At 72.0% G+C, this 14,509-nt stretch carries 13 protein-coding genes; 6 read left to right on the forward strand and 7 right to left on the reverse strand.

Going from position 1 to position 14,509, the window contains the following annotated elements:
• Window positions 1–70: 70 nt before the first annotated feature.
• A complete protein-coding gene (locus tag AC3EVP_RS26745) occupies window positions 71–2,533 on the reverse strand; it encodes an SdrD B-like domain-containing protein (protein WP_435134024.1) in 2,463 nt (820 codons plus the stop codon).
• Window positions 2,534–2,807: 274 nt separating this feature from the next.
• Between AC3EVP_RS26745 and AC3EVP_RS26750 the strand changes: the two genes are divergently transcribed.
• Window positions 2,808–3,506 carry a hypothetical protein gene (locus AC3EVP_RS26750; protein ID WP_435134199.1) on the forward strand — a complete coding sequence of 233 codons (699 nt, stop codon included), beginning with the start codon at window positions 2,808–2,810 and terminating at the stop codon, window positions 3,504–3,506.
• A gap of 87 nt (window positions 3,507–3,593) precedes the next feature.
• Here AC3EVP_RS26750 and AC3EVP_RS26755 read toward each other — a convergent pair whose 3' ends face one another.
• Entirely contained in the window at window positions 3,594–4,979 is a 1,386-nt protein-coding gene (locus tag AC3EVP_RS26755; RefSeq protein ID WP_435134027.1) for a right-handed parallel beta-helix repeat-containing protein, read from the reverse strand.
• Between the two features lie 126 nt (window positions 4,980–5,105).
• Between AC3EVP_RS26755 and AC3EVP_RS26760 the strand changes: the two genes are divergently transcribed.
• Window positions 5,106–6,314 carry a Dyp-type peroxidase gene (locus tag AC3EVP_RS26760; protein ID WP_435134029.1) on the forward strand — a complete coding sequence of 403 codons (1,209 nt, stop codon included), beginning with the start codon at window positions 5,106–5,108 and terminating at the stop codon, window positions 6,312–6,314.
• A 34-nt stretch (window positions 6,315–6,348) separates the two neighbouring features.
• Here AC3EVP_RS26760 and AC3EVP_RS26765 read toward each other — a convergent pair whose 3' ends face one another.
• Window positions 6,349–6,726, reverse strand: a complete 378-nt coding sequence (locus AC3EVP_RS26765; protein WP_435134032.1) for a hypothetical protein — start codon at window positions 6,724–6,726, stop codon at window positions 6,349–6,351.
• A gap of 99 nt (window positions 6,727–6,825) precedes the next feature.
• Between AC3EVP_RS26765 and AC3EVP_RS26770 the strand changes: the two genes are divergently transcribed.
• Window positions 6,826–7,302 carry an MSMEG_6728 family protein gene (locus AC3EVP_RS26770; RefSeq protein ID WP_335982366.1) on the forward strand — a complete coding sequence of 159 codons (477 nt, stop codon included), beginning with the start codon at window positions 6,826–6,828 and terminating at the stop codon, window positions 7,300–7,302.
• A gap of 149 nt (window positions 7,303–7,451) precedes the next feature.
• Here AC3EVP_RS26770 and AC3EVP_RS26775 read toward each other — a convergent pair whose 3' ends face one another.
• Both AC3EVP_RS26775 and AC3EVP_RS26780 read right to left on the reverse strand, forming a co-directional pair.
• Window positions 7,452–8,822 (reverse strand): hypothetical protein, encoded by a 1,371-nt coding sequence (locus tag AC3EVP_RS26775; protein WP_435134035.1) that lies wholly within the window; start codon window positions 8,820–8,822, stop codon window positions 7,452–7,454.
• A 296-nt stretch (window positions 8,823–9,118) separates the two neighbouring features.
• Window positions 9,119–10,024, reverse strand: a complete 906-nt coding sequence (locus AC3EVP_RS26780; RefSeq protein ID WP_435134037.1) for a hypothetical protein — start codon at window positions 10,022–10,024, stop codon at window positions 9,119–9,121.
• 314 nt (window positions 10,025–10,338) lie between these two features.
• On the opposite strand from AC3EVP_RS26780, the gene AC3EVP_RS26785 reads away from it, so the two are divergent.
• Together AC3EVP_RS26785 and AC3EVP_RS26790 are read left to right on the forward strand one after the other, a co-directional pair.
• Window positions 10,339–10,665: a hypothetical protein gene (locus tag AC3EVP_RS26785; protein WP_435134039.1), complete on the forward strand. Its 327-nt coding sequence runs from the start codon at window positions 10,339–10,341 to the stop codon at window positions 10,663–10,665.
• Between the two features lie 228 nt (window positions 10,666–10,893).
• Window positions 10,894–11,133 carry a hypothetical protein gene (locus tag AC3EVP_RS26790; RefSeq protein ID WP_435134041.1) on the forward strand — a complete coding sequence of 80 codons (240 nt, stop codon included), beginning with the start codon at window positions 10,894–10,896 and terminating at the stop codon, window positions 11,131–11,133.
• Window positions 11,134–12,055: 922 nt separating this feature from the next.
• Here AC3EVP_RS26790 and AC3EVP_RS26795 read toward each other — a convergent pair.
• Window positions 12,056–13,045, reverse strand: coding sequence for an amidohydrolase family protein (locus tag AC3EVP_RS26795; protein WP_435134044.1), 990 nt, complete (start codon window positions 13,043–13,045; stop codon window positions 12,056–12,058).
• 115 nt (window positions 13,046–13,160) lie between these two features.
• On the opposite strand from AC3EVP_RS26795, the gene AC3EVP_RS26800 reads away from it, so the two are divergent.
• Complete coding sequence (locus tag AC3EVP_RS26800; protein ID WP_435134047.1) at window positions 13,161–13,778, forward strand: TetR/AcrR family transcriptional regulator; 618 nt, start codon at window positions 13,161–13,163, stop codon at window positions 13,776–13,778.
• A 409-nt stretch (window positions 13,779–14,187) separates the two neighbouring features.
• On the opposite strand, the gene AC3EVP_RS26805 is transcribed toward AC3EVP_RS26800, so the two are convergent.
• Window positions 14,188–14,325 (reverse strand): hypothetical protein, encoded by a 138-nt coding sequence (locus tag AC3EVP_RS26805; protein WP_435134049.1) that lies wholly within the window; start codon window positions 14,323–14,325, stop codon window positions 14,188–14,190.
• Window positions 14,326–14,509 lie beyond the last annotated feature (184 nt).

The following is a 14,509-nucleotide window of genomic DNA, read 5'->3' on the forward strand; positions in this document are numbered from 1 at the left end:
TCGAACCCTGTTGTGGGGGTTGTTTCTTTTGTGCCCCCCCCCCCCCCGCGGCGGTCGAGGGGTTCAGGGATCAGTGGGTGATGCGGCGCTTGCGGCTCACATAGGCGAACACCGCGCCCGAGCCCACCAGGAGGGCGACGACCGCCAGGATCTCGGCGACACCGGACAGGCCGGTGTCCGCGAGGGTGCCCGAACCGGAGGCCTGCTGGGCCGGGTTGGAGGGCGCCGGGCCCGTGGTGGGCGCGGAGGTGGGAGCGGAGGACGTCGGCGGCGGTGAGGTCGGCGGCGGCGTCTTCGACGGGACGTAGACGCCCGCGTCGATGGTGTGGTCGACGCCCCCGGCCTTCGCCGGCGCGGTCACCGGCGCGGTGCCGTCGCACAGCTTGCCGCTGGTGGGCGGGACCACGTTGGAGTCGTGGGCCCGGTCGGAGCCGGCCTTCGGGAGGGTGAAGCGCAGTTCGGCGGCCCCGGGCGTGCCCGGCACGTCGCTGGTGTCGGCGGTGCAGACGTCGAACTCCACGGTGTACTTGGCGCCCGGCGTCAACTGGTAGTCCGCGTCGGCCCCGCCGAAGTAGTACTCGCCGTCGGCGTCGGTCGTGGTCGTGGCGACCTGCTTGCCGTGGGCGTCGAGCAGGTTGATCGTCGCGCCCGGCAGCAGCACCTGGCCGGCGTCCTGGATGCCGTTGTGGTCGCCGTCGTACCAGACCACGTTGCCGATCTGGATCGGCGCGTTCGCCGCGGCGTACGCGATGTCGCCGAGGCCGCCCGCTTTGCCGAAGCCGTTCTCCTCCTGGCCGACGAACTGGTAGGCGTTGGCGCTGGTGTCGTTGCCCGGGCCGAGTCCCGTGGTCAGGTCGTAGTAGCCGGTGCCGGCCGTCTCGACGTGGGTCGCCGGGTCGAACTCGGTGCTGACGACGGACTGTTCGCGCGCGATGTGGGCGACGGCCCCGAGCGCGGTCTCCTGGTGCCCGCCGGCGAAGTAGTCACCGGGGAAGTACTCCACGACGCCGCTGTCCTCGTTGTCGTCGTTGGCGGCGGTGGCGTGGTCGGGGCAGTCGCCGGTGCCTTCCCAGGCGTACCCGCCGGAGCCGTCGGCGCACGCCATGTCGATGTCGCCGCCGGACATGCCGAACTCCGCCGTGTTGTTCAGCGGCCGCGGGTCCAGGCCCTTCGCGCTGAGCACGTCCATGAACCGGTCGCGGAAGCCCAGCACCATGGAGCCGTCGTTGGCGAAGGCCAGGCCGGACAGCTCCGGCTGCGGGTCGATGAAGGTGGTGCCCGACGCCGCCCGCTGGTCCCAGCTGGCCAGGTCGGTGTTCCACGGGTTCCAGTGGGTGGACGCGTCGGTCTGGACGCCGACGAAGACCTTCCCGCGCTCGGCGTCGAGCGGCTGCGTCAGCACCGTGGAGAACCGCTTGCCGTCGTAACGGGCGACGACCGCCTTCAGGTCGGAGCGCTGCTGGGTGCTCTCCGCGTCGCACACGCCGCCGACGTACAGCGTGTTGTCGCGGACGGCGAGGGCGAACGGCCGCCAGTCGCCGGCGCCGGCGCAGCCCGGGTCCGGGATCGGCACCGTCGCCTCGGGCGCGCCCGCGGTGCTGCCGGTCGCGTCGAAGCTCACCAGGGTGCGGGTCAGCAGGTTGACCGCGTAGAGCGTGGAGCCGTCCTCCGACAGGGCCAGCCCGCCGATGCTCTCCTTGCCCGGCGCCTGGGTGAACCCGGCGTCCTTGATCATGTTGCTGCTGTCGTGGGGCGTCACGGCGGCGCCGGGCACCTTCGCGAAGAGCTGCGCGCTGCCGCCGTCGACCGGCACGGTGTAGATCGCGTTGCCGCCGTCGGGCCCGTACGGGGCGTAGCGGCGGGCGAACGAGCTCTGGAAGAGCCGGCCGCGGTACCGGTCGTACGCCAGCCCGTAGGTGGTGCCGACCTCGGACTGCGTGTCCAGGGTGGTCGGGCAGGAGGAGTCGGTGGGGCAGGTGCCCCGCGCGGTGGTGCCGAAGGACACCAGCGCCTGGGTGTCGGTGCCGCCCGCGCCGTTCTGGACCGGCACGAAGTAGCGGGAGTCCGGCAGCGTGTAGTCGGCCGCGTCCCAGACTCCGGTGATGACCGAGGCGTCCTTGCCGCCAGTGAGGTCCACGAAGCTGGTGAAGCTGTCGAAGTGGTTCGCCGCGGTCGAGGCGGGCGCCGCCTGGAGGTAGTCGCTGTACGGTGACGGGACGCTGACGTCCACGCGGTAGCGGCCGCCGGTCAGCTTGGACGACGGCGCCACCACGACCTTCCCGGTCGCGTCCGTGGTCCCGGTGACGTGGTGGCCGGAGGCGTCGGCCACGTCGACTTTCATGCCCCGCTGCGGTACGTCGGTGGTGGCGTTGATCACGCCGGTGCCGAGGAAGTCCCGCAGCACCTCGACGGTCAGTGTGCCGTCGGAGGTCGCGGCGCCGGCGGTGCCGGCGCCCGTCACGACTGCGCCGGTGGCGGTGCCCAGAAGCAGGAGGCCGGACAGCCCCACCCGCACCAGCCTGTGTAATGGCATGGCATTCCCTTTGGTCGTCCCCAGGTCGGTGCCGACGGTCGGCGCCGCCACAGTGATCTCACAGGCCACGTTACAAGTTGACGCACCGTCATGTCCTGGAAACGCTGAGTCTCCATGGCCCGGTTTCCGGTTCCTGTTAGCATCGCGCCGCGTGAGGAGCTTGCGGAGCAGCCGAGGTCTCCCGCGGGGTACGGCGGCCCGCCGCCGACGGCCGCGGTTACGCTGGGCGGCCGCCGCGCTCGCCCTGGTGGCGGCCGGGACGGCCGCTTTCGTCCTGGTCGGCAGCGGCAGCGGTGGTGGCGGTGGTGGCGGCAAGAGCGGTGACTCCGGCCGGCGCGCGCTGACCGCGGACGAGGCGAACCGGCTGGCGATCACCCGCTTCCGCAACTACCAGGCGGGCGGCCGCGCGTTGACGATCACCGTGCCGAGCACCGGCGGCGGGCTCACCGTCACCGGGGCCGTCGACTACCGCGCGAAGGTCGGCTACGGGGTGGTGCGCGGCACCGGCCGCGACACCTCCAGCGACGGCCTGATCGAGTGGTCGTCCACCGCCGTCCTCATCCTGCCCATGACGAACGCCCCTGCTACGGCGCCGAGTTCGCCGCCGACCTCCGGCTGGTACCGCCGCCCGGTGACGACGGCCGGCAGCTCGCTGGACAGCGCGCTGACCATCGCGCTCGGCCTCGGCAGCGACCGGCCCGACAACGCGGAGCTGCTCCCCCAGAACGGCGCCGCCCGCCTCGGCCAGGACGAGGTGCGCGGCCACCGGGTCGTCGTCATGTCCGGCCCGAAGTCCGCGTCGGCGCCCGGCGCTTCGGGCGCCGTACGGTACTGGGTCGGCTCGGACGGGACGATGTACCGGGTACGGGCGGACCTGGCGTCCGAACCGCAGCCGGTGGTCGTCGACTTCGACACGCACCCTTACGTCGCGGTGCGACCGCTGCCCGGGGTCACGCCGACGCCGTCCTCGTAGCGTCGTTCCTTCGTCGCCTCGTTCCTTCGTCGCCTGGTGACCCCGAACGCGGCGTCGTAGGCGTCGAGTTGAGCGGCTACGTCCCGGCTAGCCGGCCTGGACCCGCGCCCCGGTGGCGAGTAGCGACAGGGGCGGCAGCGGGATGTCCGCGGTGGTCGGCAGCGCCGGCACGGCCGGTACGACGGTGGCGCCCGCGGTGGTGGCGTGCGGGAACTGCGGCTGCGGGCCGGGCGCGGCCACCTCGGTGAACGGGATGCCCGCGGGCGCCGTCGGCGCCTGCCATGTGCCGTACGGGGTCGCGGACTTGGCCGGCAGCGGGCAGGACGCCGTGGTCGCGATCCGCGCGGGCACGGTCGTGTGCAGGGTGTTGCCGCGCAGGCAATTGCCCTGCCCGCGGGTGGCGTTGGGGAACGTCCAGCCCACGTCGAGGCCGTTGCCGGTGAACGTGTTGTCCGTGATCCGGTTGCCGTTCGGCGGCAGGTCGGCGGTCGCGGTGATCACCAGCCCGGCGTCGGCGTTGCCGGTGATCCGGTTGCGGACGAACTGGTTGCCGCTGCCGCCGTCCACGCCGATGCCGATCCCCCAGCCGCCGTCGGCCTGTTCGGGTGTGCCGGGCTGCTGGTTGTCCGCGATCAGGTTCCCCGCCACGACGGCGCCGCGCTGCGGGAGCAGCTTCTCCTGGTGGTCGGAGTCCGTGGTCAGGCCGACCCGGTTGCCGACGAGGCGGTTGCCCACCACGTACATGTCGCCGCTAGCGTTGGTGCCCTCGTAGCCGACCGCGTTGAGCTCGGCGACGTTGTCCCGTACGACGACCTGGCACGGCTTGCACTGCCCGACGTAGATCCCGGAGTCGGCGCCGCCCGAGGCGTAGGAGTGCTCGATCACGCCGTTCTGCGCGGAGAACGCGTAGATGCCGTAGAGCCCGTTGCGGGTCGCGGTCACGTAGGAGACCAGGAAAGAGCTGAGGAACTTCACCGGTTCGTCGCCGGTGTCGTAGCCGCCGCTCTGGCCGGGCAGCCCTGCCACCGCCCGCGCGGAACCGGTGACCAGCACCCCGTTCTGCGTGTTGTTCTCCACGGTGAGGTTCTCCACCGCGACCCCGGGCGCGGCCACGACGACACCGTTGGCCTGCTGCAACCGGCCATCGATGACGACCTTCTGCCGGTTCTCCCCGCGCAGCGTGACGCGCGCGGTGTCGATGCGCACCGACTCGTGGTAGACGCCGGGGGAGACCAGGACCAGGTCGCCGGAGCGGGCCAGGGACACCGCGTCCGAGATCGTCGGGGCGTCGGCCGGTACGTGGATCGTGACGTGCGCGCCGGGGGGCCGCGTGCCCTCGGGCGCGCTCTTGCCGCTGCTCTTGCCCTTGCCCGTGGAACCGCCGCCGTGGGCACCGCCGCTGCTGCAACCGGCGAGGAGTGCCAGGGTGCCGCCCAGCAGCGCCGCGGCCACGCGAAGAGCTAATCGAGGCATGCGCTCAGTCTGGCACGGGCCGCCAACGCATCGCGTAGATAGCAAAATTGACGGCGCGTGGGCGGTCGCGGCAGTCGTTGGGACATCGGCGGGCGCGGCGGCGGCGGGTATGGCACTCTGCACATCATGCGCCCGCCCGATCACCAGCCGTCACGCCGCAGGTTCCTCGACGCCACCGGGGCGATGGTGGCGCTCGGGCTCACCGCGGGGTGCACCTCGGACGCCGGCCACTCCGGTTCCGGCCGGGCGTCCGACGACGCCGAACCGCCGGACGCGCAGACCGCGTCCGCGGCGACCCCGGCGCCCGTACCGGCCACCGGCACCCACCAGGCGGGCATCACCCTCCCGCAGCCCGCCCAGGGCAACCTGCTCGCCGTGGTCGCCGACCTCACCGCCGCGGCCGACCCCGGCCCGCTGCTGGCCGAACTCGGCCGCGCCGTCGCCGCGTTGACCGCTGGCACCGACGCCCGGCTGCTCGGCCTGCCCCCGGGCGACCTCACCGTGACGGTCGGCGTCGGCCCCCGGCTGGTCCGCACGGCCGGCGCGGCCCTGCCCGGCGGCACCGACCTGCCCGGCGGCACGGACCTGCCCCGCTTCTCCCGCGAGCAGGTCGCCGCCGGTGCCCGCGGTGGCGACCTGCTGCTCCAGATCTGCGCGAGCGACGCCCTGCTGCCCGCGGTCGCCGCCACCGCGCTCCTGGAGCAGGCCGGCAGCCGCCTGCGCGAACGCTGGCGCCAGTCCGCACACCGCGGCGCGAACATCCCCGTCGGCAAGTCCCTCACCGCGCCGCGCAACCTGCTCGGCTTCATCGACGGGATCGTGGGGCCCCACACCGCCGAGGCGCAGCAGCGCAACCTGTGGCTGGCCGGCCCGTCCCAGGTCGCGGGCGGCACCATCGCGGTGGTGCGGCGGATGGCACTGGACCTGCCGCGGTTCGCCGCGCTGTCCGTCGCCGAGCAGGAAGCGGTGTTCGGCCGCCGCCGCACCTCAGGCGCCCCGCTGTCCGGCGGCGCCATCACCGCCGACCCGTCGCTGGGCGCCAAGACCCCCGACGGGCGCTACCTCATCCCCGCCGACGCCCACGTCCGCCGCGCCAACGCCAACGCGGTGGGCGCCGGCCTGATGCTGCGCCGCTCCTACAGCACCGACGCGCCCGCCGCCGGCCTGCTCTTCATCAGCTTCCAGAACGAGTTGCGGACCTTCACCAGCACCCTGGCCCGCATGGACGACTCCGACGCGCTGCTCGCCTTCACCACCACGACCGCGACCGGGACCTTCCTGATCCTCCCCGGCTTCACCCCCCACCGCCCCCTCGGCTCCACCCTCTTCCCCTGAGGCCGTGCGCACCGTCGGCCCGCCGCCCCCGGCGTCACCCGATCCAACGGGCCGCGGCCTCGTACGTCGTGTCCGGGGAGCGGTTGAAGGCGATGGCCGCAGCGGGCGCGTAACGCCGGATCAAGTTGACGACCTGCTCCAGGAGTTCGACCTGCTCGTCGGAGTGCCGCAGGCCGCCGCCGACGGTGACGCACTCCCACGGATGCGCGCGCAGCGCCTCCCCGACCACCGCGCCGACGTCATCGCTGCCGTCGAGCCCGATGAGGCAGGTACGCACGCCCACGCCGTGCGCGTCGAACTCCGCCAGCCCCGCCCGGATCGCCCGTGCCGCCGGCTCCGGGTCCCACGGCCCGGGCACCCGGTACGGATCGAGCCCGATCACCAGCACCCGCGGCACGTCGACACGGTCCATCCTCGGACGGTACGCCCCGAGGGAGGCGCTCGGGCGGCGCTGGGGCGGCGCCTGGCGTGTCGCGGGCGTTCGGCGGGCCCGGGCGGTTACTCGTACCGGGTGCAGACTTTCCTCCCCTACCCGGACTTCGCGGCCACGGCGGGCGTGCTCGACCCGCGCCGCCTCGGCAAGCAGCGGGTCGAGGCCATCCAGGTGCTGCGGGGCCTGACCGTGCCCGGGTACGGCTGGCGCCACCACCCCGCGGTGCACATGTGGGCCGGGTACGAGGAGGCCCTGGTGCGCTACGGGTTGGAGATCTGCCGGGTGTGGACCGCCGCGGGGCGGGCCGACACCTGCGCGGACACCCTGCGGCACGACCTGCCGGCCCGGGCGCGCGCCACCCGCTCCATCCGCACCGCCGCCGAACTCGCCGAGGACGGCGACCTCCCGCCCTGGCTCGGCGACCCGGCCTTCCACCTCAGCCACCGCTCAGCCCTCGTCACCCGGGCCCCGGAACACTACCGCCGCTACTTCCCCGACACCCCGACCGACCTCCCCTACATCTGGCCCTCCTCGGACCGTAAGCCCTCCGTCTGACCGGGGCGTCGGCGGGCGCCGAACGCAACCCCACCTCGCCGCCCCGTCCGTGCCGGAACCCGTCCGTGATCCCGGGTCGGCTTCCAGCCGGCTACGAACCTCCATGACGAGTGTCCTGAGCTGCGCGATTGGGAGGAGGCGAGGACGGGTCAGTTGACGGTGAGTGCGGCCGTGTCGTCCGACGGGTTCGTGTCGAACGCCGGCTGCCCACCCGGGCTCCAGTCCATGGAGACGGAGCCCTGGGCGCCAGGGATCACCTGGTCGACGCGCAGGGTGAGGGAGAAGTCCGTGACAGTGCCGGCCGTCGAGACGATGCTCTGGTTCGAGCAGCGGTACCCGCTGCCCTGCTCTCGGCAGTTGGCGGAGGAGCCGACGGGCGACGTGCCCGGCGGCAGTTGGACGTCGACGGTGCCGACGATGTCGCCGCTGCGGTAGAAGATGGTCGCGGGACCGTTGTTGGTCATGGCGAAGTCCAGCGTGACGGTGTCGCCCTGGGCTGCGGTGGCGCTTGCGCCGGACACCGAGAAGTCCGCCGTGTTGGCGGCCTGCAGGTTGGTGATCCGGTAGTCGCCGTGCGTACCGCGCTCGGAGAGCGACACGACGCCGGACGGCGCGTCGTTGGCGGTTCCCGGCGTGATGGTCCTCAGCGTCAGTTGGCCGCCGGTGCCTTGGGTCCACTGGTGCCCTGAAGCGGACTGCTGGATGCCCGGATCACCGGCCGGCGCGATCATCGAGTCCAGGTAGGTGTAGTAAGCGGTCGACTCGACGTTCAGCCGGACGGCCGGCGCGAGCGCGGCCTTCTCTCCCGGCAGCACCTGTCCGGGGATGGTGCACAGCGCCATCTCCGCCACCATGGGGCCGCCGTCGGCGCTGTACTCGCAGTTGCCGAAGTGCTTGGCGAATCCGATCCCGGGGGACGCCCACAGCAGCACCTGCGTGCCGTCGGCGGCGCGGTCTCCGATGTTGGTGAAGCGCACCGGCTTGTTGACGGTCGACCCGACCGCGAGATCGGTCAGGTTCGCCGGCTGGGCCTGGTCGAAGGCCGGGCCGCCGATCTCGACCGTGCCCTGGCCGCCGACGATCGACGCGTTGTCCGCGGTGCCGCCGATCGTGTACGCGGCGGACGATCCGACGGGAGCGCCGACCTTCGCCCTCACGGTCATCTGGGTCTCGGCGCCGATCGTGCCGACACCGGTCAGGTCGTCGTAGTAGAACGACTCCCCGCAGCTGGCGACGTGCTGGACCACCGTGCAGTTGTCCGAGAACGTCACGTTCGCGATCTTGGAGAGCTGCGTCACGTCGATCGTCAGCGTGGCGCTGGTGCTCAGGCTCTTCGCCGTGGTCGTGAACGAGAGGTAGGGCATCGCGGTCTTCGACACCCCGGCCAGGGTGGCCGGGGAAACCGCGACCGGCGCGATCTGCCGAAGGGCGATGACCGGCTGGTCGTCTGCCTGCGCCGGGACGGTGCCGACCCCGGCGAGCGCGAGGCCCATCGCCACGCCGACGACTGCGGTCAGCACCGTGGCACGGCGATTCGGACTGTGTTTCACGCGGTCCCCCCACAGAGATTTCACAGGATGTGCACGGGACAGGCTAGGCACGGCAGTTGGAGTTGACTACTCCGGCCGTGCGCCCGGCTGAGGCCAAATCCGGCTGATCCAGCATGAACAGCCTGTGGCTTTGCGGATATTTGACGAGCGCGCAACGGGGTCACCGGTTCGCGTTCCGCCGAACGTTCCTGCATGTGGCGTCCCCCCGGCGCCTGCAATCCGTGAAGGCGGCCGTTGCGCCGTCGTGAGGGCGTACCGAGCGGACGTCAGGCGCTTGCGCCGGTCAGCGCGCCCGGGCGGCTGTCGAGGGCGGCGCGGACCAGGGCTCGGCCCCGGGCGGCGGTACGGGCGCGCTCGTCGACGGGGTCGGGCGGTGGGGCGCCCACTCCTGCGCAGGTGCGGCAGATGCCTTCGTACGGGCTCGGTCGCGCGCAACTGCCGCACTCGTGCCAGCGGGGCTGCGGCGGCGGCGCGGTGATCGGCTCCGGCGGCGGGGGCAGCTTGCGGGTGAGGCGGTCGCGCAGGAAGGCCGACGCGCTGTGGACCCGTTCGGGCAGGCCGCTGAGCAGGGCGGGGGCGAGGTCACGCGGGCCGAAGCCGCGTTCCAGCCAAGGCGTCACCAGGGGTGCGAGCGTCATGGCCTCTGCCGCGCCGAGGCGCAGCCGCGGCTCCGCCGCGGTCACACGGTGGAGCAGGGCCGCCGCCTCGGTGCCCGTCGCGTCCGACGGCTCGGTCTGGGCCTCGGCCTTAGCGAGAGGCACGGACGGGAGGCCCCGCTGTGCGGGGAGGGTGGGTTCTTTCCCACGGTCCTTTACGGGGTTGGCACCGCGGTCATCGGCCGCCGGCCGACCGGAGCCCGGACGTACGGCACCCGGTCCCACCTGCGGGGAGTCGTACACGTGAGCCTGGCTGACGAAGGTGCCGTCCGGGCGCCGCACCCGCTCGACGCGGTAGTAGCCGAAGGCGGTCAGCTCGCGCAGGGCCTTCGCCACGGCCAGGCGGCCCTGGGGACTGGTGTCGGCCATGCGGCGGCCGTCCTCGCGCCAGCCGTCGGGGCGGGAGAGGAGGTCGGCCAGCAGGCCGCGCGCGGTGTACGACAGCCGCCGGTCTTGCAGCGCCGTGTTGGGCAGGACCGTGAAACCGCGCGTATGGCGGCTACGATGGATCTGCATGGGGAGAGTTGGCTCCTTGTGCCGGACCCCGGAGCGTTGGCGCGCTGCCGGGGTCACTCTATTAAGTTCACTGGTGACAGAACGTACCACGTGATTCGCCCAAGATCGACTGCTCTTGGGCGCCTTGTGGACCGGTGGAACGTTCCTCCGTGAGCGAGGACGGCGTCACGGGCCGAAAGCGGGCGCACGGTGTCCCGCCTCGGTCGGTGGCCAGGGCTCGGCCCGGCGGCGGGAGCGGCCCGGTGTGCCTTCGTCCGGACCGGGCCCGGCCCACGGGCGGGCCCGGCGGGCGTGCCCCCGGCTACCCTCCGGGTGTGGACCACGACAGACCGCTCCTCCGCATCGTTTTCCCCGACCTCGTCGCCGAGCTGGTTGCCCTGCTCGAAGCCGAGGGCGAGCGCGAACTCGCCACCTGCGCCTGGGATTTGCGGCTCTTCGGCGAGTGCGGCTGCCGGGACGACTTCTGCCAGAGCCTCCGTACGGCTGATCATCCGGAAGGACAGCCGTACGGTGAGGGCCACCGCTGCGTCCCGCTCCTGCCGTCCAGCGGCATGGTGAACCTGGACGTCGTGCACGGGCGGATCGTGTACGTCGAGATCCTCGACCGGCCACCGCTGGTTCGGCATGAGGCGGAAGGGTGACCACGGAGGGGTTATACCTCAGCGCGAGTTGTCCGAGGGCTCCTGCCGCCGGGCGAGCGAGAGCCCGCGGCGGTCCGGTCGACTCCGGTGACGGCGACCGTGCCGGACAGCGTCGCGCCAGGGGGCAGGGGCAGGGGCAGGGGCAGGGGCCAGGGGCCGGCAGGTCCGGGCGGTTCGGGCGGGCGATCGGGTGTGCATAGCTCCTGGGCGCCCGAGAGGGGGCGCGGCATGGGGATGTTCAGCAGGGAAAGGCCCGGCCGGCGGGAATTTCCGCCGGAGTTGGTCGAGGAGGCCAGGGCCAATCCGGGAGGCTGGGTCTACGAGATCGACGGGGACATGTTCGACGATCCGAACGGGGACGTGCCCCCTGAGGCCATCATCGGAGCGTGGCAGGTCAACACACGGGGGAAGATCTACGGCGACTTCCGGCCGAATCCGAACTACCGGCCGGGACCGGAAGGCCCGTAGCCCGGTATCGGTGCGCGCGCCGGAAGGCCCAGACCTCCACGCGGCGGACGTATGACAACTACTCGTCGTTCAGCCGCTGGAGGATGTGCTCGAAGTCGCCTTCGTCGAGTACGCCACCGGGTCCAAGTCCTCACCGGTACTGGGCAGGAAGGACGCCACGAACCTGTTCGTCCGCAGTCGGCCCGGGGATGACGACGGCGCAAGGGTCAGTCCCCCTCATTGGGGTCTGCATCCTGACGGGCACAGCGTTGCGAGGGCCGCCTCTGACAAGGGAGTCGGTACGGCGACGGCTCACCGTTCGACGTCGGGCGGCGCGCGGCGCCTCGCGGAGAAGGAGCTGTTGCGATCGACCGGCGCCGGCGACCGAGCGGGCCGCGGGACCGTCGCAGGCGTCGGCCGGCCAGGGCAATGCGCACCGCGGAGACGATGGCCGGCAGCAGCGCGGCGCACCGGGTGGCTGCGCTCGTGCCCCTGACCGCTCCCACGACAGCCGCCACCACGTAGAGGGCGGTGAGGATCGAGCCGGCTGCTGGTGCCCTGCGTCTTGCGGGGAGTGTGATCGTGGGGCTCACGGGATGAGGAGGTGCCTCCTGCCGCGGGACATCGTGGTCTTCGACGCGTTCTGGAGGGCGGCGTCGCTTGGAGTGGGAGGAGTGCATTGCCACCTCGGTGCACGGAGAGGTAACCCCGGACGGGAGAAGAAGCCTGGCTCGCTGCCTCCGGAGCACCCTTCAGGGCGCCAGGGGCGTGAAGCGGCTCTTGGTGGACGGCTCACAGCCGGCGCTCCTGGGCGCCGTGGGGCCCAGGAGCACCGCGTCGGTGCGTCCGCCCCGGCGGACCGCGGCGTCGGCTTCGGAGCCCCGCCTGCCATGGCGAGAGTGGGCCTGCCCGGGCGGGACTTCGCCGAATGCGGTGACTGCCGTCAGCCCCGGTCGGATTCGAGGCGTTCCGCGAGGCGTTCCTCGAGGCGTTCCGCGAGGCGGGGAAGGATGCGCAGCGCGTTGTCCCCCGCGACGCGACGCGCGCCGCCGGCGCCGAGCAGTTGTGTCAGGTCGTGCTCTCCGGTCCGCGTGTGGTCGAACAGTTTGTCGGCGTAGATCCAGTCGGTTCCGAAGAGCATGCGGTCCGTGCCGACGGCGTCGACCATCGTATTGACCTGGACCTGGGAATCAGCCACTGCGACGTCGTAGTAGACCGAACGCAGGTATGCGGAGATCGGGCGGCGGACGAGTTCCTGGTAGGCCTCGACCACACGGGGCGCGGCGGCGAGTCGGTGACCGAGGTAGGGCACCGCGCCGCCGCCGTGCGACAGAATCCAGTTGATGCGCGGATAGCGGTCCAGCACACCGTTGAAGACGAGCGTCATGAAGACGCGCGTGGTGTCGAACACGTACTCGCCTATCCAGTGCTGCCAGGGCAGTTCCGGGGTCTGCTTCGGCTCGACCGGGTGGAGCAGGACGGTGGCTTCCCGCCTGTCGAGGGCGGCGTAAACCGGCTCCCACTTCGGGTCCCCCACGTAGGCCCCGTCCACCTGCGACACCAGGTACACCCCGTCGAGGCCGAGGTCGTCGTAGATGTGGTCCACTTCGGCCAGGGCGGCGTCCACGTCCGGCAGCGGAACCGCGCCGAACACACCGAAACGCTTCGGATGGCGCCGGACGACGTCGGCGCCGATGTCGTTGACATTCCTGGCCAGTTCGTTGGCTTCCCGCTGGTCTCCGAAGTAGACCCCGGTCTCGGCCAGGCAGGACAGCACCCCGACATCGATCCCCCAGTCGTCCATGAAGCGGAGGTGGGCCTCCGGGGTCCACGGCGGGAGGTCGACTCCGCCGGTCCAGTTGATGCCATGGCGAATCAGGGTGTCGATGTAGGGCTGCGGCAGGAAGTGCGTGTGCACGTCGATCGTGAGCATGACTGCTCCTCAGGTTTTCTGGGTCAACCTACCCAGAAAACGTACCGCCGTGATTCTGGGATGGCAACACCAAAAAAGTCGCTAGACTGGGCTGCGGCACGGGAGGTGACGCCGCGTGGAGTCCGAACGGTGGACCGCGAAGGGAACTGCTACTCGATCCCGCATCGTCGACGCGGCCGCGAAGCTGATCTATGAGCGCGGCCTCACGTCGGTGGGGATCAACGACGTCCGGGCGGCGAGCTCCACCAGCCATGGCCAGATCACCCACTACTTCCCCGACGGACGGGCCGAGTTGCTGAGGGCCGTCGTGGAACGGCAGGTCAGGCAGGCACTGGACGACCAGGGCCCCGAGCTCAACGCACTGGACTCCTGGGAGGCGTGGCAGCGGTGGCGCGCCCACTTGATCGCGGTGCATTCGGCTCGCGGCGGGGCCGGAGGGTGCCCGCTGGGCTCACTGGTCGCACAGATGGCGCAGAGCGATCCCGCCGCCGCGCAATTGATGGAGGCGGGGTTCGACGCGTGGGGCGACGCGCTGGCACGCGGGATCGACACCATGCGCCGCAACGGGGACCTTGCGCCGGATACGGACGCGCGGCTGCTTGCGGCATCCCTGCTGTCCATCGTGCAGGGAGGTCTCGTGCTCATGCAGGCATCCCGGTCGGTCGAGAAGCTGGCACGGGCACTGGACACCGCCCTCCAGGTGCTGCGCGCGCACGCGTCTGGCACCGCGTGAACCGTCCTCGGTCCGCCCTGCGCTGCGCGCTTCCGAGGAGACCGGCCACCGCTGGGACCGCCCGGCACGGAGTGGAGACCGGAGGCCGCGAACTCGCGGACGCGTGGCCGGGGAACGAGCCCCCCGTGCCGGTGATCCGTAGGCCGTGACCCGGGGAGACACCCGCACCCCTGTGCGACCTGCCCATGGCACTGGGCAATGCGACCCGGCTACCCGCTCAAGGGGCCCGGTGCCGCCGCCCCTGCGGTAGCGGGACCCATCAACCCGGCCGGGCACCGCACCGCCACCGGCTCGCGGGCCAAGATCTCCGGTGCCGGCCGCGCCCGGTCCTCGGTCGGCTTGGAGATGCCGACCTCCCGCAGCGCCTCGAACGGATACTGGATGCTGTTCCGCGCGGAACCCTTTCTCTCTACCAGCCGGGTCCGGAGGCTGCCGCGCAGTATGGCTCCAGCCGTGCGGCGGTGCCGACGATGTTCTGCCGGAGTTCCTTGTCGGTGGCGATCGGTGGGTCCAGGGCGACAGCGACATCGGCGGTCCGCTCGGTCACGTGTCCCAAGGTGTGCTGGGGGCTCTCTCCGAGTGGAAGACCGGCCGGCCCTGCTGGAGTCGGGCCGCTTCCGCCGGGGAACCGGTTTTCGGGTTTGGCTCCCCAATGGTTCCCAAGCCGCGCCCGGGAACGACTCAGGGCCCTGATCCGGAAAGATCAGGGCCCTGGCCTGCTGCTTTGGAGT

The organism is Actinacidiphila sp. bgisy144, assembly GCF_057708105.1.

Bases quoted from the DNA above. Each gene is read 5' to 3' on its own strand.
- AC3EVP_RS26745 (WP_435134024.1), bottom strand. From the start codon at position 2,533: ATGCCATTACACAGGCTGGTGCGGGTGGGGCTGTCCGGCCTCCTGCTT.
- AC3EVP_RS26755 (WP_435134027.1), bottom strand. From the start codon at position 4,979: ATGCCTCGATTAGCTCTTCGCGTGGCCGCGGCGCTGCTGGGCGGCACC.
- AC3EVP_RS26760 (WP_435134029.1), top strand. From the start codon at position 5,106: ATGCGCCCGCCCGATCACCAGCCGTCACGCCGCAGGTTCCTCGACGCC.
- AC3EVP_RS26765 (WP_435134032.1), bottom strand. From the start codon at position 6,726: ATGGACCGTGTCGACGTGCCGCGGGTGCTGGTGATCGGGCTCGATCCG.
- AC3EVP_RS26780 (WP_435134037.1), bottom strand. From the start codon at position 10,024: ATGCAGATCCATCGTAGCCGCCATACGCGCGGTTTCACGGTCCTGCCC.
- AC3EVP_RS26790 (WP_435134041.1), top strand. From the start codon at position 10,894: ATGGGGATGTTCAGCAGGGAAAGGCCCGGCCGGCGGGAATTTCCGCCG.
- AC3EVP_RS26795 (WP_435134044.1), bottom strand. From the start codon at position 13,045: ATGCTCACGATCGACGTGCACACGCACTTCCTGCCGCAGCCCTACATC.